The 17959-nt window shown below is 70.6% G+C and carries 21 protein-coding genes; 8 read left to right on the top strand and 13 right to left on the bottom strand.

The window, feature by feature from the left end:
• The 5 genes from rfbB to CyaNS01_RS09915 form a co-directional block, all read right to left on the bottom strand.
• The gene (gene rfbB, locus CyaNS01_RS09935) at nt 1-1179 is read right to left on the bottom strand and encodes a dTDP-glucose 4,6-dehydratase (protein ID WP_186696944.1); all 1179 of its coding nucleotides are present in this window, start codon (nt 1177-1179) and stop codon (nt 1-3) included.
• A gap of 171 nt (nt 1180-1350) precedes the next feature.
• Nucleotides 1351-1728 carry a hypothetical protein gene (locus tag CyaNS01_RS09930; RefSeq protein ID WP_186696943.1) on the bottom strand — a complete coding sequence of 126 codons (378 nt, stop codon included), beginning with the start codon at nt 1726-1728 and terminating at the stop codon, nt 1351-1353.
• The gene (rfbD, locus tag CyaNS01_RS09925) at nt 1725-2630 is read right to left on the bottom strand and encodes a dTDP-4-dehydrorhamnose reductase (RefSeq protein ID WP_186696942.1); all 906 of its coding nucleotides are present in this window, start codon (nt 2628-2630) and stop codon (nt 1725-1727) included. The genes CyaNS01_RS09930 and rfbD overlap by 4 nt, the downstream gene beginning before the upstream one ends.
• Nucleotides 2627-2920, bottom strand: a complete 294-nt coding sequence (locus CyaNS01_RS09920) for a HigA family addiction module antitoxin (RefSeq protein WP_186696941.1) — start codon at nt 2918-2920, stop codon at nt 2627-2629. The genes rfbD and CyaNS01_RS09920 overlap by 4 nt, the downstream gene beginning before the upstream one ends.
• Nucleotides 2920-3198: a type II toxin-antitoxin system RelE/ParE family toxin gene (locus tag CyaNS01_RS09915; RefSeq protein ID WP_186696940.1), complete on the bottom strand. Its 279-nt coding sequence runs from the start codon at nt 3196-3198 to the stop codon at nt 2920-2922. The genes CyaNS01_RS09920 and CyaNS01_RS09915 overlap by 1 nt, the downstream gene beginning before the upstream one ends.
• A gap of 491 nt (nt 3199-3689) precedes the next feature.
• Here CyaNS01_RS09915 and CyaNS01_RS09910 point away from each other — a divergent pair, with 491 nt between their 5' ends.
• From CyaNS01_RS09910 to galE, 4 genes are all read left to right on the top strand, one after another.
• Nucleotides 3690-3842: a hypothetical protein gene (locus CyaNS01_RS09910; RefSeq protein WP_186696939.1), complete on the top strand. Its 153-nt coding sequence runs from the start codon at nt 3690-3692 to the stop codon at nt 3840-3842.
• 269 nt (nt 3843-4111) lie between these two features.
• A complete protein-coding gene (locus tag CyaNS01_RS09905; protein WP_186696938.1) occupies nt 4112-4393 on the top strand; it encodes a HEPN domain-containing protein in 282 nt (93 codons plus the stop codon).
• Nucleotides 4394-4403: 10 nt separating this feature from the next.
• Nucleotides 4404-4733 (top strand): nucleotidyltransferase domain-containing protein, encoded by a 330-nt coding sequence (locus CyaNS01_RS09900; RefSeq protein WP_225875624.1) that lies wholly within the window; start codon nt 4404-4406, stop codon nt 4731-4733.
• On the top strand, nt 4730-5755 hold the full coding sequence (gene galE, locus CyaNS01_RS09895; RefSeq protein ID WP_186696936.1) for a UDP-glucose 4-epimerase GalE: 1026 nt from the start codon (nt 4730-4732) through the stop codon (nt 5753-5755). Before CyaNS01_RS09900 ends, galE begins: the two co-directional genes overlap by 4 nt.
• 5 nt (nt 5756-5760) lie before the next feature.
• Here galE and CyaNS01_RS09890 read toward each other — a convergent pair whose 3' ends face one another.
• Genes CyaNS01_RS09890 through CyaNS01_RS09875 form a run of 4 tightly spaced genes read right to left on the bottom strand, consistent with a single transcriptional unit; the run spans nt 5761 to nt 10080 of the window.
• Nucleotides 5761-6195: a TA system VapC family ribonuclease toxin gene (locus CyaNS01_RS09890; RefSeq protein ID WP_186696935.1), complete on the bottom strand. Its 435-nt coding sequence runs from the start codon at nt 6193-6195 to the stop codon at nt 5761-5763.
• Entirely contained in the window at nt 6192-6431 is a 240-nt protein-coding gene (locus CyaNS01_RS09885) for a hypothetical protein (protein ID WP_186696934.1), read from the bottom strand. The genes CyaNS01_RS09890 and CyaNS01_RS09885 overlap by 4 nt, the downstream gene beginning before the upstream one ends.
• A gap of 25 nt (nt 6432-6456) precedes the next feature.
• Nucleotides 6457-7986: a peptide ligase PGM1-related protein gene (locus tag CyaNS01_RS09880; protein WP_186696933.1), complete on the bottom strand. Its 1530-nt coding sequence runs from the start codon at nt 7984-7986 to the stop codon at nt 6457-6459.
• Between the two features lie 12 nt (nt 7987-7998).
• Nucleotides 7999-10080, bottom strand: coding sequence for an HDIG domain-containing metalloprotein (locus CyaNS01_RS09875; protein ID WP_186696932.1), 2082 nt, complete (start codon nt 10078-10080; stop codon nt 7999-8001).
• Between the two features lie 70 nt (nt 10081-10150).
• On the opposite strand from CyaNS01_RS09875, the gene folD reads away from it, so the two are divergent.
• A complete protein-coding gene (folD, locus tag CyaNS01_RS09870) occupies nt 10151-11032 on the top strand; it encodes a bifunctional methylenetetrahydrofolate dehydrogenase/methenyltetrahydrofolate cyclohydrolase FolD (protein ID WP_186696931.1) in 882 nt (293 codons plus the stop codon).
• Nucleotides 11033-11037: 5 nt separating this feature from the next.
• Here folD and CyaNS01_RS09865 read toward each other — a convergent pair whose 3' ends face one another.
• The gene (locus CyaNS01_RS09865; protein WP_186696930.1) at nt 11038-12369 is read right to left on the bottom strand and encodes a hypothetical protein; all 1332 of its coding nucleotides are present in this window, start codon (nt 12367-12369) and stop codon (nt 11038-11040) included.
• Nucleotides 12370-12515: 146 nt separating this feature from the next.
• Between CyaNS01_RS09865 and crtE the strand changes: the two genes are divergently transcribed.
• The 3 genes from crtE to CyaNS01_RS09850 are packed head-to-tail and all read left to right on the top strand — an operon-like array spanning nt 12516 to nt 15546.
• Nucleotides 12516-13472: a geranylgeranyl diphosphate synthase CrtE gene (gene crtE, locus CyaNS01_RS09860; RefSeq protein WP_186696929.1), complete on the top strand. Its 957-nt coding sequence runs from the start codon at nt 12516-12518 to the stop codon at nt 13470-13472.
• Nucleotides 13472-14044 (top strand): divergent PAP2 family protein, encoded by a 573-nt coding sequence (locus tag CyaNS01_RS09855; RefSeq protein WP_370561501.1) that lies wholly within the window; start codon nt 13472-13474, stop codon nt 14042-14044. Before crtE ends, CyaNS01_RS09855 begins: the two co-directional genes overlap by 1 nt.
• Complete coding sequence (locus tag CyaNS01_RS09850) at nt 14041-15546, top strand: ATP-dependent RecD-like DNA helicase (protein ID WP_225875623.1); 1506 nt, start codon at nt 14041-14043, stop codon at nt 15544-15546. The genes CyaNS01_RS09855 and CyaNS01_RS09850 overlap by 4 nt, the downstream gene beginning before the upstream one ends.
• Here CyaNS01_RS09850 and CyaNS01_RS09845 read toward each other — a convergent pair.
• Genes CyaNS01_RS09845 through CyaNS01_RS09835 form a run of 3 tightly spaced genes read right to left on the bottom strand, consistent with a single transcriptional unit; the run spans nt 15543 to nt 17958 of the window.
• Nucleotides 15543-16217, bottom strand: coding sequence for a GAP family protein (locus tag CyaNS01_RS09845; protein WP_225875622.1), 675 nt, complete (start codon nt 16215-16217; stop codon nt 15543-15545). The genes CyaNS01_RS09850 and CyaNS01_RS09845 overlap by 4 nt on opposite strands.
• Before the next feature lie 20 nt (nt 16218-16237).
• The gene (locus CyaNS01_RS09840; protein ID WP_255460026.1) at nt 16238-16486 is read right to left on the bottom strand and encodes an acylphosphatase; all 249 of its coding nucleotides are present in this window, start codon (nt 16484-16486) and stop codon (nt 16238-16240) included.
• 2 nt (nt 16487-16488) lie between these two features.
• Entirely contained in the window at nt 16489-17958 is a 1470-nt protein-coding gene (locus CyaNS01_RS09835) for a cobyrinate a,c-diamide synthase (RefSeq protein ID WP_186696928.1), read from the bottom strand.
• Nucleotide 17959: the final 1 nt, after the last annotated feature.

The raw sequence follows: 17959 nt of genomic DNA, 5'->3' as shown, positions 1-17959 counted from the left end.
TTACACGGAGTTCCTGTTCTGTCGGGTATTCCCTGCGGCATTCCTTGGGGCTGGATCTCGTTTCGTGTTTCCCGTCAGCACCCCCATCCGACCGCCGCTGTAGCCGCCCTGCTCCCGCACCCGCTGGCACCAGCCTTGCTGCTCCAGAGTCCAGCACACCGTGGCCGCCAGGCCCTCCTCAAAGCTGTGGCGCGGCTGCCAGCCCAGCTCCGTGCTGATCCGGGTGGGATCGATCGCGTAGCGCCGGTCGTGGCCCGGGCGGTCGCTCACCGGCGTGATCAGCCGGCTGTGGGGAGCACCTGCGGGCAGCAGCTGGTCGAGCGCCTGGCAGATCGCCTCCACCACCTGCTTGTTGGTGCGCTCGCCATGGCCGCCCACGCAGTAGCTGCGCCCCAGCTGCCCATGGGTTGCCGCCAGCAACAGGGCATCCACGTGGTCTTCCACATACAGCCAGTCGCGCACGTTCTGGCCATCGCCATAGAGCGGGATCGGCTCGCCGGCGGCCGCCTTGAGGATCACCACCGGGATCAGCTTCTCGGGGAACTGCCAGGGACCGTAGTTGTTGGAGCAGTTGGTGAGCACCACCGGCAGGCCGTAGGTGTGGTGCCAGGCGTTCACCAGGTGGTCGCTGGCCGCCTTGCTGGCCGAATAGGGGCTGCGGGGGTCGTAGGGGGTGGTTTCGGAAAAGCGGCCGGTTGCGCCGAGGGAGCCGAACACCTCATCGGTGGAGATGTGGTGGAAGCGGAAGGCCGCCTGGCGCTCGGCCGGCAGCTGCTGCCAGTGGGCCCGCACCGCCTGCAGCAGCTGGAAGGTGCCAGTCACGTTGCTGGCGATGAAGGCACCGGGGCCCTCGATCGAGCGGTCCACGTGGCTCTCGGCCGCCAGGTGCAGCACCAGATCCGGATCGGCCTGGCGCACCGCCTCCGCCGTGGCGTCTGCGTCGGTGAGATCCACCTGGAGCAGCTGGTGGCGGCTATTGCCCTCTGGGGTGGAGGCGCGATCGCCCAGCTCCGCCAGCACCTGCTCGATGCTGGTGAGATCGCTGGCGTAGCCGCACTTGTCGAGGTTGAACACCAGCGCGTTGCTCTCGGCCAGCAGGCGGCGTACCACGGCCCCGCCGATGAAGCCGCCGCCGCCGGTCACCAGGATGCGGCGGCGGCCGGCGAGCAGGGCTTGCACGTTTGGCGGAGCGGCTTCAGGCACGGGCGTACGTATGTACCAAATTGGTGGATGTCGGGATTGGGCTGGGCTGCTTAGGGTGGATGAGATTCTTCAGGATCTGGATGCGCCGCTCCCCTGGTGGCGCCTGGGGTTTGACGGCAAAGCCCTGCTGGAAGCCGGGTTTTTCGCCTATCTGTTGGCACTGTCGTTGGCCTGATCGCGCTTTTTTCGTCCTATGACCACGTCTCCCTCCCCCACCGCCAGCTCCCTCTCCAGCAGCAATGGGGCGTCTGGCTCATCGCTGTCTCCCTTCCGCTCGTTTTTGCAGATGCTCAACTGGCGACGCGATCCCGCCAGGGAGATGCGGTTGAAAGAGCTCGAGAAGCGTTCGAAACAGCTCGAGAGAGAGCTCGCGTTGCTCGATTGGATGCACTCCGAGCTCGACTTGATCGAGGCCGACTTGCCTTCCAGCTCGACCCCTCCGCCAATAACCGCCGCAAACTCCAACGACTGTTGACCCTGCTCAACAGCCCTGAACTGGCTGCGTTGTACCGGGGTTGAAGTCATGCCACGGCTTCCAGGAGCTGGCGCAGGGCCTGGCGCCAGGGGGTGGGTGCCAGGCCGAGGGCCTGGCGGCTGCTGGAGCAGTCGAGCAGGGAGTAGCTGGGCCGCTGGGCCGGCAGCGGGTACTCCGCCGTGGTGAGCGGGTTCACGGGAGCCGGCTGCTGCACAAGTCCCAGCTCCTGGGCCAGCTCGCCCACAGCCACGGCCACATCAAACCAACTGGCGGCGCCGGCATCGCACCAGTGCAGCACCGGCTCCTGCACTTGGGCCGTGATCACGCGCCAGCAGGCCGCCGCCAGGGTGGCGGTGCTGGTGGGGCAGCCCACCTGGTCTTCCACCACCCCCAGGGCCTGGCCGCTGGCGCCGCGCTCGCGGTGCAACCGCAGCATGGTGAGGGCGAAGTTCTTGCCCACCGGGCCCATCACCCAGCTGGTGCGCAGGATCACGCCCCGGCCACTGCCGCCCAGCATCTGCTCCACGGCTTCCTCGCCGGCGGCCTTGGTGCGGCCATAGGCGCCGAGGGGATCGCGGGCCTGCTCAGGCCGGTAGGGGCTGCCCTGCTGGCCGTTGAACACAAAGTCGGTGCTCACCTGCAACAGGCGACCGCCGGTGTCTGCCACGGCCTCGGCAAAGGCCCGCGGCGCCCCGCCATTCACCGCCAGGGCCAGCTCCGGTTCGCTCTCGGCCCTGTCAACAGCCGTGTAGGCACCGCCGTTGAGCACCCAGTCGGGCCGGTGCTCCAGCACCGCCGCGCGACAGGCGGCGGCATCGGCCAGATCCAGGGGCAACAGGCCAGTGGCGGGATCACCGCTGCGGCTGGTGGCGATCAGCTCGATGCCCTCAGGCAGCTGCTGGCGCAGGGCCTGACCCAGCTGGCCGGCGGCGCCGGTGAGCAGGATTTTCATGCCGGCGTGAGCTCCATCGGGGTCAGTCCAGAAAGATCGAGTCGCTGCCGGGCCTGCCAGAGATCGTGGCTGTCCTGCATGGCTAGCCAGCTTTCAGCACTGCGCCCTAGCACCCGCGACAGGCGCAGCGCCATATCCGGGGACACACGGCTTTTGCCTGCCACCAGCCTCTGAAAGGTGGATGCCGAAACCCCCAAGTGCTCGGCCACCTGTCTGATGGAGAGCTCACAGGGCTCCAGATACACCCCTTCGATGAATTCCCCGGGGTGGGGCGGATTGTGCATCTGCATCAGTGGTAGTCCTCAAAGTCGAGATCGAACACGTGGCCATCGCGGAACGCAAACGTGAGCCGCCAGTTGCCGTTCACCCAGATCGACCATCGCCCCTTGTCTGCCCCCTTGAGCGGATGCAGGCGATAGCCCGGCAAATCGAGATCCTCGATCAGGGCAGCGGATTGCAAGGCCGCCAGCTGCAACCTCAGCTTGCGGGCAAGGGCTGGCTGAATCCCTGCCGTGCTGCCTGTCTCGAAGAACAATCGCAGCCCCTTGTGGCGGAAGCCATGAATCACCCAGCCGATCAGCAGCGATCACAGCGTAGCGCGATGCGCAACGGGTGACGCCTTAGCCTGAATCGAATCGGGTTGGCCGGTTCACTCGAGCACCTCTCCGGCCGCCAGCGCCTCGGCGAAGGTGGTAGCGGCGGAGTCCTTATCGGCCAGCAGCGGCGCCACGCCCGCGAGGCGATCCAGCGGCCAGCGGGCTCATCCGGATCCGGACGGCATCCCACAGAGCGGCGTCATAAGGCGTTTGCATGGTCGTCGGTTGGGCCCCCTGGTGGACGGGTCAGACCGAGCGGACTTCTTTGCTGACAGTGGGGGGTGCCATACCCTGGCACAACGAAATCAAAGAGCTTTTAGTGCGAAAGATCTGCACTGACCTGGGCATTCCACGCCCCTGAGCCCTCCCTTTCATCTGGCGCAGGGCCTGAAGCTATCCGGCAGCGCCGGTGAGTAGGATTTTTAGGGCCAACTCAGCTGACAGTGCTTGTGACCAGCGTATTGTGCATTGGGGTGAAGATCCGCGCTGTGATCAAGGCCTTGGAGCAGACAGTCCAATCATCCACGACGCCATTGCCTTTCACCTCGAAGGCCTTGCCGCCGATGCCCAGCCGCAGCCGCCTGTGCGCTCCAGCGTGGCCACCGTGCTGGTGTAGCGAAACTCCTTGAAGTAGAGCCCCCAAAGCGGTCATCAGGCTCTAGAAGCTGGCAATCGTGCAGCGCTGTGGGTCGTTCTCCAGCGACGACACTGTTTGCTGCTGCAAGTCGCCAAGCTGTGACGGAAGGCGGGCCCCATGGGACAAGACTCATCCCCTGCAAGGAATAGATCGTACTTGTCCCCTATGGGACTTCAAATCCAGTTAACCCCTGTAGGGGTTCATCGGAGCCGATCCTTGGCCCTGGGGATTGGGGCCACAATGCCGCCATGAACCGCTCCGCTCACCTCGGCCTCGCGCAGCAGGTGTGGGGCCATGGCCTGGGCCGCTCCTTCCGCGATCTGCCCCCTGCCGCCTCAGCCCAGCTGGCGGAAGCGGTGAGCGATCTGGAGGATCGCCTTCGCATTCTCGATGCTCTCTACATCCCCACCCGCTATCCCGATAGCCTGCCTGATGGAGCCCCTACCGACCATTTCGGTCGTCTGCAAAGCGACGACGCCCTTCGCCATGCCCGTGCGGTCGTTGACGCAATCCGTGCTGCGCTGGCCTGAACCTGGGCAGGTGATTGCTCAGGTTCAGGCCTGGGCGGTGGACCAGGCAGCCCGCGTGCCCTCCCTGCAGAAGGTGGCGCTGTTCGGCAGCTACGGCCGGGGCAGCGCTGGGGTGGGCAGCGACCTGGATCTGCTGTTGGTCGATGCCGCTGCCAGCGGGCCCCAGCAGGCGAGATTGCTCTGCTGGCAGCTGGAATTGCTGCCCCTTAGCTGCGATGCGCTGGTGCTCACCCCGGCCGAACACGAGGCGCTGCTGGGGGCTGGATCACGCTTCGCCACCGAGCTCCACCGCGATGCCCGCTGGGTGTGGTGCCGCCAGCTGTCCGATCCACAGCCATGACCATCCTCGTGACCGGCGGGGCGGGCTACATCGGCAGCCACACCGTGCGGGCCCTGCAGCGCGCCGGCCAGCCCGTGCTGGTGCTCGACAACCTGGTGTACGGCCACCGGGCCATCGCCGAGCAGGTGCTGCAGGTGCCCCTGGTGGTGGGGCAGCTGGGTGATCGGTCCCTGCTCGATGCCCTGCTGCAGGGCTCCCATCCGCAGCTGCCGGCCGGGCCGGTGCGGGCCGTGCTCCACTTCGCCGCCTACGCCTACGTGGGCGAGAGCGTGGTGGATCCCGCCCGCTACTACCGCAACAACCTGGGCGACACCCTGGTGTTGCTGGAGGCGCTGCATGGCGAGGCCCAGCGCCACGGCCAGCCGATCCCGCTGGTGTTCAGCTCCACCTGCGCCACCTACGGCATCCCCGCTGCCGATCAGATTCCGATCAACGAGCGCTGCCCCCAGGCGCCGATCAACCCCTACGGCCGCAGCAAGTGGATGGTGGAGCAGCTGCTGGCTGACTTCGGCGCCGCCTACGGCCAGCCCAGCGTGATCTTCCGCTACTTCAACGCCGCCGGTGCCGATCCCGCCGCCGACCTCGGCGAAGACCACGACCCCGAAACCCACCTCATCCCCCTGGTGCTCGAGGCCCTGGCCGGCCGCCGTGAGGGTATTCAGGTGTTCGGCCGCGACTACCCCACCCCCGATGGCACCTGCATCCGCGACTACATCCACGTGGGCGACCTGGCCGCCGCCCACGTGCTCGGCCTGGAGCGGCTCATCGCCCAGGGTGGCCAGCACACCTACAACCTCGGCACCGGCAGCGGCTATTCCGTGCAGCAGGTGATCAACGCGGCCTGCCAACACACCGGCTGCAGCCTGAAGGTCGTCGACGCGCCCCGCCGCCCGGGGGATCCCGCCGAGCTGGTGGCCGATGCCTCCCTGGCGATGGCGGAGCTGGGCTGGAAACCCCAGCGCTCCGATCTGGCCACGATCCTGGCCGACGCCTGGGCCTGGCACCAGCGCCGCCGCAGCTGAGGGATTCAGCTCAGCGCCAGCCGTTGCAGGCCCCGAAAACGCTCGAAATCCCGATCGAAACTCACCAGGCGCCAGCCGTTGGCCATGGCCAGCGCGGCCAGGTAGGCATCGGTGCAGAGCCGTGGGGGCAGGTCTCCCTGGCGCAACAGCCGGTGGAACACCTCCCAGCCGTGATCGGCTGGTACGGCCAGCGCCACGCCGGGTTGATGGCAGAACGCCTCGAGCAGCGCCGAGGCCTCGGCGGCGCTCTTGACGGCAGCACCCATCAGCCTGGGCTGGCTCAGAAGCCGCACCAGCCCAAGGGCCGTCACCGTACAGAACAGCACTTGTTCAGCCGCCTGCTGTTCCCAGTAGTGCAGGGCCTGGCGGTGGTGCAGATGGTCAGCGGCGGCCAGCGCCAGCCACACATTGAGATCCGGCAGGTCGGTGCTGGTGCTCACGGGTCGAGCAGCTCAAACAGCCCTGCATTGCTGCAGTGCTCACGCCCCAGCCTCAGGGGGCCGTCCAGTCGCGGCAGCTCGGCGGCGGAACGGCCACGCGGGTCAACGTCTTGAACGGTGCTGAGCCCCTGCTCCACGTAGCTGCGCAGCAGTTGTTTGAGCGTCATGCGCTGGCTGGCCGCCCGCGCCTTCAGCCTTTCGAAGAGCGGATCCGGAAGATCCAGCGTCGTGCGCATACCACCCCGGTGATATGTGCGCATCTTAGTGCGCATCAACAGCAACTCCATGGCGCTCAGCGGCGGCCTCCACCAGCCGCTGCTCGGTGGCCCGGTACACCGCTTCCGCCTCCGCCGCACTGCGGCCGATGCAGGTCATGCCGAGCTTGCCGTACTCCGAGAGGCAGCCCAGCAGGTGGAACACACTGCCGCGCAGCTGGGCCGGGTCGTAGTGCAGGCCCGCTTCCGCCACGATGTCGATCAGGTCGATCGGCAGCAGGCCGCGCAGCTGGGCTGCGCAGAAGTTATCGGTGGCCCGGTAGTGCAGCGCGGCGCCGGTGGGGGAGCGGTAGAGCCCGTCGGCGGGGTCGAGCCGGCCGCTGGTGATGGCGTGCAGGGCCATGTAGGGGTGTGTGGTGCCCCCCTGGCGCAGGTTGATCTCGATCGCCTGCAGCTCCCATCGTGCGCCGAAACGCCGGGCGATGAAGTCCACGGCATAGCGTTCCAGGGCTCCCTCGGCCGCCAGGGCCCGGCCGATGGCCAGCCCATGGGCCATCAGCTCGCGGCGGTAGTCCTCGCTGGCGGGGAAGCTGCAGCCCAGGTAGGTCTGGCCGCTCGGCCCCCCCAGCACCTGCTCATGGGTGGAGAGCACCTCCACGGCGCCGGGGCGTCCGTCCGCCCCCGGATGGATGATCCCCTGAACGCTGGGGGAGCGCAGGGCCTCACCCCCCTGCAGCCAGGCCTCCACCAGGGCGCCCTGGCGGGCCATCAGCTCCCGCCAGGCGGGCGCCGGCATCGGCAGCTGCTCCAGCGCCTGGCGCAGCAGCTGCCGCCGCTGTGGCGCTGAGTGCTCCTGAAGCTGCAGTGGGGCCAGCTCCAGCAGGGCGTTGCCCTCGCCGCTGAAGCCCTCGTTGAGCTTCACCACGCAGCGCTCCAGCCCGGGATGCTGCTCCCAGAGGTCGGCTGTGGCCTCCGCCAGGCTGGCCAGGTCGAACACCCGCTCGCTGCCGGGCGGGTGGGGCACACCGCAACGCCGAAACAGGGCACGGCTGCCGGCCTTGCTGCCCCACTGCAGCAGGTGGGGGGAGGTGCCCAGCAGCGGCACCTGCAGGCGCTCCGACAGCTCCCGTTCCAGCTCGCTCACCACGAAACAGCTGATGAAACTGCGGCCCGGCCGCAGCAGTTCGCCGATGCGGGCCAGCAGGGCGGGCCGCTCCAGCAGCTTGGCGGTGAGGGGGCGGCCCGAGGCGTCGTCGGTGTCGAACAGGTGCAGGCGGCGGCGGGCGTGGGAGGTGGGCACCCCCGGCAGCAGCTCCAGCACCGCATCCACCACCAGCTCGGCCAGGGGCTTGCTGCTGGCATACACCATGCGCACCCCCGGGTGGCGCAGCCCGATCAGGGCGAACAGCTGGCGCTCCTCGTAGTGGTGCGACCCCGTGACCAGGGCCATCTGGCTCTGGTCCATCGAGAGCGAGGGCACCAGCAGCACGTCCACCTCCGGGCCCATGCCGCCGGCGGTGTGGCCCCAGGAGGGCTGCAGCTGCCGCTGCAGCTCCACGAAGCTGAGTGCCGTCATCCTTCTTCCCCCTCAGGCACTGAAGGCCTTGCGGGCGGGAATCGGATAGGGGATGCGGCGGTGGCGCATGCGCTTCCACACCCGTACGAAGGCCCGGATCAGCAGCTCCAGCTCGGCGCGGCTGATGCCGCTGCCCGCCAACTGGCCGTCCCGCTGCCGCGCTTCCAGGATGCGGCGCACCATCGTGCGCGCTTCGTGTTCATTAGTGCCGGGCGGCAGGGAGCGCAGGGCGGCTTCACAGCCGTCGGCGAGCATCAGGATCGCCGTTTCGCGGCTGCGGGGGGTGGGGCCGCGGTAGCGGAAATCGGCCTCCCGAACTGAGCCGTCGCGTTCGCGGGCATGGTGCAGGAAGTAGCCCATCTTCAGCGTGCCCTGATGCTCGGGGATGAAGTCCGCCAGGGGCCGCGGCAGCCGGTAGCGCCGGGCCAGCTTCAGGCCTTCATCCACATGGGCCTGCAGGATGGCGGCGCTGGCGTAGGGGTCATCGAGGGTGTCATGGGGGTTGGCCCCCTCCTCCTGGTTTTCGATGAACCACTGGGGTCCGTGCAGCTTGCCCACGTCGTGATACAGCGCCCCGGTGCGCACCAGATCCACGTCGGCACCGATGCTGCGGGCCCCCTCCTCGGCCAGGCCGGCGATCATCAGGGTGTGCTCGAAGGTGCCGGGCGCCTCGCAGGAGAGCCGGCGCAGCAGGGGCCGCTCCAGGTCGGCCAGTTCCAGCAGCCGGGTGCGGGTCATCAGTCCGAAGAAGGTCTCCACCAGGGGGGCCAGCAGCAGGCCCGCCATCAGCAGCCCCGCCAGCAGCAGAGCTTCACTGAGCAGGTCGAACTGCCCCGGCTGGCCCCGGCCCTGCAGCAGCAGCCACTGCAGCAGCACCGCCCCGCCCGGCAGCAGCACGGCCAGCTGCAGCAGCTCGGCCCGGCTGCGCTGGCGGCCGGCGGTCACCGCCGCCACCGCCGCCGTGGCCGCTGCCAGCAGCAGCCGCAGGCCCAGCAGACCGCTCATCGGCACCGGCCAGAGCAGGGTGGCCGCCGCCAGCCAGGCCAGGCCGCTGGCGGTGCCCAGGCCCTGGGCGAGCAGCAGGGTGGGCGGCACCAGCAGCACCATCGGGCTGGCGCCCGGGCCGAGCCAGAGATGCACCCCCTGCACCGCCAGCAGGGTGCCCAGGGCGAGCATCGCCTGGCGCGGCTCGAGGCTGGAGCGCCAGCGGCGCAGCAGCAGCACCATGGCGCCGGTGACGGCCAGGCTCTCGAGGAAGTGGCTCAGCCACACCAGCGGCCTGGGCCGGCGGTTGACCAGGCCGAAATGGTCGAGCACGTCGAACACCTGGGCGTTGATCACCTCCCCCTGCCGCACCACCAGGTCGCCCTTGCTGACGCTGATCGTGGGGATGCCCTGCTGGCTGATCAACGCCTCGATGCGGCGTTGGCTGAGGGCTGGGTCGCTGCGCAGGTTGGTCTGGCCCTGCAGGCTCTGCACCACCAGCCGGGCGCCGAGGTTGCGCCCCAGCCCGGTGAGCTGATCCAGCTGCAAGGAGGCGGCCTCCAGCAGCTGGCCTTCGGAAACTCCCGGCGCCAGCCCCTGGCTGAGCATGCGCAGCTGGGCCCGGCTCACCTCTGCCTGCCAGGCGGTGAGCTGGGCCGGGCTGAGCCCCCGCAGCCAGAGGCGTTCCTGGTCGCTGAGCGGCAGGGCCTCCACCCGGTCCCGGGCGCGAGCCAGTTGGTCTTGCATCAGCTTGAGCTGTTCGCCCAGCTGGGCGCGCAGACGCAGGCTGGCCTCCTCATCCACCACCTGGACGGTGGTGCGGGGCAGCATCTGCTGGCGCCGCTCCTCCAGGGCGGTGCTGTCCACCACCTCGGCCGATTCGGGCGCCTGCACCGTGAACGGGGCGAGCATGCCTGGGCGCAGGCTCGGCTCCGCCAGCCACGACCAACTGCTCAGCACCGCCACCAGGGCACACACCATCAGCACCGCGAGACTGTCCTGACCCCGCCAGCAGGCGGGTGGCTGGCGGGGTCGTTCGGTGCGCAGCCACTGGCGCCACAGGCTGCGCACCCGGCCGGGGATCTGGATCGTCAACAGCCGGCCACGCATGCTTCGACGCTAGCGAGGGCCGCTCGGGCGCCAGCATTGCAAGCTGGGGATTGCGCAGCCCCCTCGATCCATGGCCACCCGTCTCGATGGGCGTGAGCTCGCCGCCGCGATCGAAACGAGGCTCGCCGCCACCATCGCCGCCCACCAGCCCCGTCTCGGACGTCCCCCCGGCCTGGCGGTGCTCAGGGTGGGCGATGACCCCGCCAGCGGCGTCTACGTGGCCAACAAGGAGAAGGCCTGCGGCCGGGTGGGCATCCGCAGCCTCGGGGCGCACCTGCCGGCGGCCACCGAAGCGGAGCAGATCCTGGCCAGGATCGAGGCCCTCAACGCCGATCCGGCCGTTGACGGCATCCTGTTGCAGCTGCCCCTGCCCGGCGGCCTCGACGCGGCGCCCCTGCTGATGGCCCTCGACCCCGCCAAGGATGCCGATGGTCTGCACACCCTCAACCTCGGCCGCCTGCTCAAAGGGGAGCCCGGCCCGCGCAGCTGCACCCCGGCCGGGGTGATGGCCCTGCTGGCCCAGGCCGGCGTGGAGCTGGCCGGGCGGCGGGCGGTGGTGGTGGGGCGCAGCATCCTGGTGGGCCAGCCCATGGCCCTGATGCTGCAGGCCGCCGATGCCACGGTCACCGTGGCCCACTCCCGCACCCGTGACCTGCCCAGCCTGACCCGCGAGGCCGAGGTGCTGGTGGTGGCGGCGGGCCGCCCCCGCATGCTCGGGGCCGAGCACGTGCGGCCCGGTGCGGTGGTGGTGGATGTGGGCATCCACCGCCGGCCCGAGGGCGGCCTCTGCGGCGATGTGATCGTTGAGCAGGTGGAGCCCCTGGCCGCCGCGATCACGCCGGTGCCGGGGGGAGTGGGCCCGATGACGGTGACCATGCTGCTGGTGAACACCGTGGTGGCCTGGTGCCGCCGCCATGGGCACGAGCATGGGCTGGATGATCTGGTGCCCTGAGCCGGTCAGCGCCGCCCACCCCGCACCCGCCCCATCAGGCGCTTCCACAGGGAGCTCTTGCGCTTGCCGCCCAGCAGCTGGGCGCCCTGGGCGGCGATGGCAGCCAGCTCCCCCTGCAGCCGGCTGCGCTCTTCGGCGCTCAGCTGGTCGGGGGTCACCCGCGCCAGCAGCTTGCGGCTGTTGCGCAGGTTGATCAGCAGCCTCTGGGGGGGCTGCCCCTGCCGGCACTGCATCCGCAGGGTGTCGAGCACGTCCTGCAGCTCCTTGGCCCTGGTGCTGCGGCCTTGTCCGTCCGCCGCCACCGCCGCCAGCGCCCGCAGCTGGGCCCGCGGCAGAGCCACCGCCAGCAGCGGACTGCTGTTCTGCTCGTCCCCGCTGGACTCTCGCTCCATCCCCCACTCCTGGGCGAGCCGTGAGAGCGTTTCGGCGGGGAATAGCGGTACCGGTGGAGCCGTGAAAGGGAAGTGCTTGGCCATGCCCCCATCGAGCTCAGCGCGGCGGTCGATCAGCAGGAACCCCAGCGCCTGCCAGCAGGGGCGCAGCCGCTTTGGCAGCAGGGGCAGCTGGGCGCTCAGCCCCACGATCAACGGCTCCGCATCCTCCAGGCTGGAATAGCGGCGCGGCTGCCTCTGGAACTGCTCCAGAAAGGTCTCGGCCAGGGCCAGCTCGGCCAGCTCCTGCTCCAGCTGGGCGGGATCGGCCAGCCGGTAGGCCTCCTGGATCCATTCGTCGGCCAGGCCGAGGCGAGCATGCTGTTCCCGCAGCTTGAGGCGCCGCTCCAGCCAGCCGTAGGCCAGCTTGGTGTCCGGCGCCATCTGCAGGCTCGCCTCCAGAAACTCCAGGTCGGCCCGGCTGACGCCCGGGGGCAGGATCGCCACCAGCGGCGTGTGGAAGCGCTGGTAGCGCTGCGGATCCTCGGCCAGCAGACGGCGCATCGCCGCCAGCCGCCGGTTGCCATTGATCACCACCCCATCGTTGTCCACCAGCAGTGGCTCGGTCTGTACGGCGAGCCGCTGCAGTTCCTGCAGGATCGGCCCGCGGCTGTCGCCGGCCTTGGTCACCAGCAGCCCGTGCAGCAGGGTCTGGGTCTCCATGCTGTCCTCGCTGGCGTGCAGCCGCGCCAGGGCCCCCGGCTCGCCGCCCAGCTGCTCCTCCAGATCAGCCAGCAGCCGGCCGTTGTCCACCCGGTACACCAGCAGCTCCTGGGCCAGCGGCGCGGCCGGGATCGTGACGGCCCCGTCATGCAGGGTCACCCAGTGGTCGCGCACGGCCTGGGCGGCGGCACTGGCGATCCGTTGCCGGCGCGTGCTGACCTCGAGGAGGCGGGGCAGATCCATGCAGGCAGAGCCATCGGACAGCGTCCTCCAGTCTCCCGCAGCGGCATGGCAGGTCCCACCGGTCTTGCCATGTGTGTGGCCTGGACCCGCCAGGCCTGGGGAATGGGGCTTCACCTGAGAGAATCGCCCCCAGTCCCCATCTCCCCATGACCGCGGCGGTGAGCACGACCCCTGGCAGCCCCGCCGACGGCACCGGTGCAGGCCCCGAGGCGGGCAGCTTTGATTTCCCTGCCTATCTGGAGGCGACGCGCCTGCGGGTGGAGACCGCCCTCGAGGCGTCCCTGGGGCCGGAGCGACCCGAATCGCTGCGGGAGGCGATGCGCTACTCGCTGCTGGCGGGCGGCAAGCGGCTGCGGCCGATCCTCTGCCTGGCGGCCTGTGAGCTGGCCGGTGGCGACAGCGCCCTGGCCATGCCCACGGCCCTCGCCCTGGAGATGATCCACACCATGTCGCTGATCCATGACGATCTGCCGGCCATGGACGACGACGACCTGCGCCGGGGGCGGCCCACCAACCACAAGGTGTACGGCGAGGCCAAGGCGATCCTGGCCGGCGACGCCCTGCTCACCCGGGCCTTCGAGATGGTCGCCCTGCGCAGTCCCCAGGTGCCGGCCGAGCAGCTGCTGCGGGTGGTGGGCGAGCTGAGCCTGGCTTCCGGTGCCCCGGGCCTGGTGGGGGGCCAGGTGGTGGATCTGGAGTGTGAGGGCAAGGACGTGGACCTTGACACCCTGGAGTACATCCACCTGCACAAGACCGGCGCCCTGCTGCGGGCCTGCGTGCTCAGCGGCGCCCTGATCGCCGGCGCTCCCGCAGCCCTGCTCGGGGCCCTCCGCACCTACGCCCGCGGCATCGGCCTCGCCTTCCAGATCATCGACGACATCCTCGATGTCACCGCCAGCAGCGACGTGCTCGGCAAGACCGCCGGCAAGGATCTCACCGCCGACAAGACCACCTATCCCAAGCTGCTGGGGCTCGAGGAGTCGCGCCAGCGGGCGGAAGCCCTGGTGGCCGCTGCCAAGGCCGCCCTGGAGCCCTTCGCTGCCGAGGGCCAGGCAGCCCCCCTGCTCGCCCTCGCCGACTACATCACCAGCCGCGACCGATGATGGAGATGCCTCTGGCGGCGCTCCACGATGCCCAGCCCCTGGCGGCCCTGCTCGCCAACAGCACCCTCTGGTGGGGGCTGGTGGCCTGCGGGCTGGCCCAGGCGTCCAAGCTGGTGATCGAGCTGGTGCTGCACCGGCGCTGGCGCCCGGCCGTGCTGCTCGAAACGGGCGGCATGCCCTCCAGCCATTCCGCCCTGCTCACGGGCACCACGGCGGCGCTGGGCTGGCAGCAGGGCTTTGCCGATCCGCTGTTCGCCCTGGCGGCCGCGCTCTGCTTCGTGGTGCTCTACGACGCCTCCGGGGTACGGCGGGCCGCCGGGCTCACCGCCGGGCGGGTCAACCAGCTGCCCGAGGCGCTCTGGCCGCCTGAGCCCGGCAGCGCCGATGCCGATTCCTCAACACTGAGCCCAACCCCGAGCCGCAGACCGCTTAAGGAAAACCTCGGCCACACCCGCCTGGAGGTGCTGGTGGGCAGCCTGCTGGGCCCGGCGATCGCTCTGCCCGGGCTGGTGCTGCTGGGCTCGCCCCTGGAGTTGGCCCACGCCTGGGGTGTGTGGCTTGGGCTCGGTTGAGCCAGCCTCCCGCCCCGGCTGAGCCGCCGGTCCCTGGCACCGTGTTCACGGCGGGGCAACAGGCGGCCTGCACGGCCTTCGCCGCCTGGCTGGCCGAGCCGGCAGAGGGCCGGCCCTTTGTGCTCAGCGGCTACGCCGGCACTGGCAAGACCTTCCTCTCGATGGCGTTCCTGCAACTGGTGGAGGCCCAGCAGCTCTGCTGGACCGTGGTGGCCCCCACCCACAAGGCGGTGGGCGTGCTGCGCCACCACCTGGGCCGGGCCGCCCTCCAGCCCACCTGGTACCCCTCCACCATCCACCGCCTGCTGCGCCTGCGCCTGAAGCGGCAGGGCGACCGGGAGCGCTGCGAGGAAACCGAGCAGACCGCCGCGGCCCTCGAGCACCTGGGCCTGGTGCTGGTGGATGAGGCCTCGATGGTGGACAGCACCCTGCTGGAGATCAGCCTGCGCTGCGCCCATCCCTTCGGCACCCGCCTGGTGTTCGTGGGCGATCCGGCCCAGTTGCCGCCGGTGGGGGAGCCCTGCAGCCCCGTGTTCAGCCTGGGGCGGGCCGCTTCGGCGGAGCTCACCGAGGTGGTGCGCCATCAGGGGCCGGTGCTGCAGCTGGCGCAGGGCATCCGGGAGCAGCGGCTGCCCGCGCGCCAGCCCCCCGCCCTGCCGCCCGTGCGCACGGCGGTGGGGGAGGTGGCGCTGCTGCCCCGCCAGCAGTGGCTGGAGGCGGCCCAGGACGCCCTGCGCCGCAGCGCCGCCACCGACAACCCCGATCTGGCCCGCATCCTCTGTTACACGAATCGCTCCCTGGAGCAGCTGGTGCCGATCGCCCGCCGCGCCCTGCATGGCGCCATGGCCGACCAGCTGCCGGTGCTGCCCGGCGAGGTGCTGATCACCCGCAGCGCCGTGATGGCGCCGGCCTGCCGCGAGGGCGATGAGGCCGCCGAGGAGCCCGACATGGTGCTCGGCTCCAACCGGGAGCTGCTGGTGCGCGACGTGACGCCGGAGCGCTGTGATCTGGGTGAGTTCGGCCTCAGCTCGGCCGATCTGGGCGGGGGTCTGGCGGTGCCCGTGGTGGACACCCTGATGGCGGCGGTGGACAGCGGCGACAGCCAGTTCAACCTGCGCCTGCTGCCCCCGCTCGGCACGGCCGGCCGCGCCGCCATCGAGCAGGTGCTGGCCACGTTGCGGCAGCAGGCCCGCAGCGCCGACAAGCAGGCGGGCCGCGCCCTGTGGCGCCGCTTCTTTCTGCTGCGGGATGCCTTCGCCGCACTCGGTCCGGCCGCCGTGCTCACCGTGCACCGCAGCCAGGGCAGCACCTTCTCCGAGGTGTTCGTGGATGGCGACGTGTTCTGGCCTGGGGATCCGCTGCTGCGGCGCCAGCTGCTCTACGTGGCGGTGAGCCGCGCCAGCCAGCGGGTGGCCCTGGTGGCCGGCGGTGGCGGTGGTGGTGGTGGCGGTAGAGGTGGCGGGGATGCCCGGCTCTGGCAGCAGTGGCTCTCCAGCTCCTAAAGGCTGAGCTGCAGCCCCTCGATCCCCTGCCAGCCCAGGTAGAGCGCCAGGCCCAGGCTCACCAGTCCCACCAGAGCATCGCCCCGGGCCAGCAGCCAGGCCTTGCCTCCCCGCAGCAGCGGCAGCACCCGCTCGCTGCCCAGCAGCAGCAGGGCCAGCAGCGGCAGCAGCAGCAGCAGGCTGCTGGTGAGGCTGAACAGCAGCGTGCCCACCACCTCCTGGCCCGGCGCCAGGCCCGCCTCCAGCAGGCTGCCGGCGGTCTTGGCAAACAGGAACAGATCGTCCGGGCTGATGATCTGCAACCCGATGCTCAGGGCCAGCAGCAGGGGCAGGGGCAGGGCGCAGAAGCGCTCCAGCTTGTCGGCCCAGCCAGGCGGAGCGTTCTCTTCGCCGCGGTTGAGCAGCTCCTTCAGGCCCAGGGCCAGCAGGGCCCCGGCGGCCAGCAGGTCGAGGCCGGTGCGGTGGGCCGTGCCCTTCTCCATGGTGAGCAGCAGCCCATGGCCCACCGTGAGCAGGGCGGCCACCACCAGGGCGCTGGTGGCCCACCAGGCCAGCACGAAGCCCACGCCCCGCAGCCGGGGGCGTTCGCCGAGCAGCAGCAGCAGCAGCAAGCCGATGTGCAGGGGTGAGATGGCCAGGGCCAGCCCGAAGGCCGAGAGTTCCCCCAGCAAGTGCCCCGTGGTGAGGTTGGTCAGGACAGCACCTCAAACCAGTCGGTGCCGGTGAGGCCGATCGGCAGGGTCGTCACCCGCCCCACCCTGGCCAGGGACGGGCCCCGTTCACACCAGAGCCTCAGGGCCTGCAGCTGCTCAGCACTGCCCTCGGCCTCCAGCTCCACCCGGCCGTCGGAGCGGTTGCGCACCCAGCCCGCCAGGCCGAGGCTCTGGGCCTGGCGGCAGCAGGCCGCCCGGTAGCCCACACCCTGCACCTTCCCTTCCACGGTCAGCCGCCAGCGCTCAAGGGCGATTCCCTGGGGCTGTTCGCCAGGGTGAATGAAGCGGCGCTGGTCGGCACCGGCACGGCGTTCGAGGCTGCGGCGGCGATCCGGGCGGGAATCGCCGGGCAGCCAGCCCAGTGGAGATGCAGCCAGCTGGCGTGCAGCGTTGCTGTTGACCATCCTTCGCTCCGGCTCGGACAACCCCAGCCTTCAAGCTGCCATAAAGGGCCGGAGTCGGCCACATCCTGGAGCTGCCAGCGATGGAACTCGTGGCCGCGCAGCCGTTCGCCGCGGCGCACCAGCAGTCCATCGGTGTGGGCCGTGGCCTCGCGGTAGCCGAGGCTGAGGCTGCCGCGAGCGGCCGAAAAGGGCAGCACTCCCGCCATCGCATGGGAGCGGCCCTGGGGATCCAGCAGGCTCCGGCCCAGCAGCAGCAGCCCACCGCACTCGGCGGCGATCGGGATCCCGGCCGCGGCGGCCTGGCGCAGCGAGGTGAGGCTGCGCCGGCTGGCGGCCAGGGCCTCCGCGTGCAGTTCCGGGTAGCCCCCCGGCAGCAGCACCGCCCGGCAGCCTGGCGGCAGCGACTGATCGGCCAGGGGACTCCAGGGCAGGGGTTCGAGGCCCCAGGCGCGCAGCAGCTCCTCGGCCTCCGGGTAGCCGAAGTGAAAGGCGGCATCCCTGGCCACGGCGATCGGCAGCGGCTCTGGCGAGGTGGCGCCTGGCTGTTGCAGCCGAGAGCGGGCGGGCTCGGAGGCCACGAGGGTGGCGATCGGATCCACCGCCCTGGCCAGGGGCTGCACCGGAGCCAGCAGGGGCCAGAGCTGGTCGAGATCGAGATGGCGTTCCGCCAGGGCGGACCAGGCCCGCTCGCGTTCCGGCAGGTCCGGAATTTCATCGGGCGTCAGCAGCCCCAGATGGCGCGAGGGCCACTCCAGGGCCTCCTCGCTGGGCAGCACCCCCAGCAGCGGCACCTCGATCGCCTCCAGGGCCTCGGCCAGCAGCTGACGGTGCCGCGCACTGCCCACGCGGTTGAGCACCACGCCGGCGAGCCGCACCGGGGGCGGGCCGTGGTCGCGGAAGCCCCGCACCAGGGCCGCCAGGGAGCCGGCCTGGCGGGAGGCCTCCACCACCAGCACCACGGGCAGATCCAGCAGGGCCGCCACCGCCGCGGAGCTGCCCTCGCTGCTCGACCCCCGACCATCGAACAGGCCCATCACCCCCTCCACCAGGGCCAGGTCGGCCCGGCTGCCATGCCACTGGAAGCTGTCCTGCAGCCAGCGCTCACCGCAGAGCAGCGGGTCGAGGTTGCGGCAGGGCAGGCCGCTCACCCGGCTGAGCAGCTGCGGATCGAGGTAATCGGGCCCCACCTTGAAGGGCTGCAGCCGCAGGCCCCGGCTGCGGGCCAGGGCGGCCAGGCTCACACTCAGCAGGGTCTTGCCGCTGCCGCTGCTGGGTGCGGCGATCAGACAGGGCACC

The organism is Cyanobium sp. NS01 (assembly GCF_014280235.1).
Lineage (GTDB): Bacteria > Cyanobacteriota > Cyanobacteriia > PCC-6307 > Cyanobiaceae > NIES-981.
The sequence above is the reverse complement of the archived record's forward strand: the minus strand, read 5'-3'. Positions and strand labels throughout refer to the sequence as shown.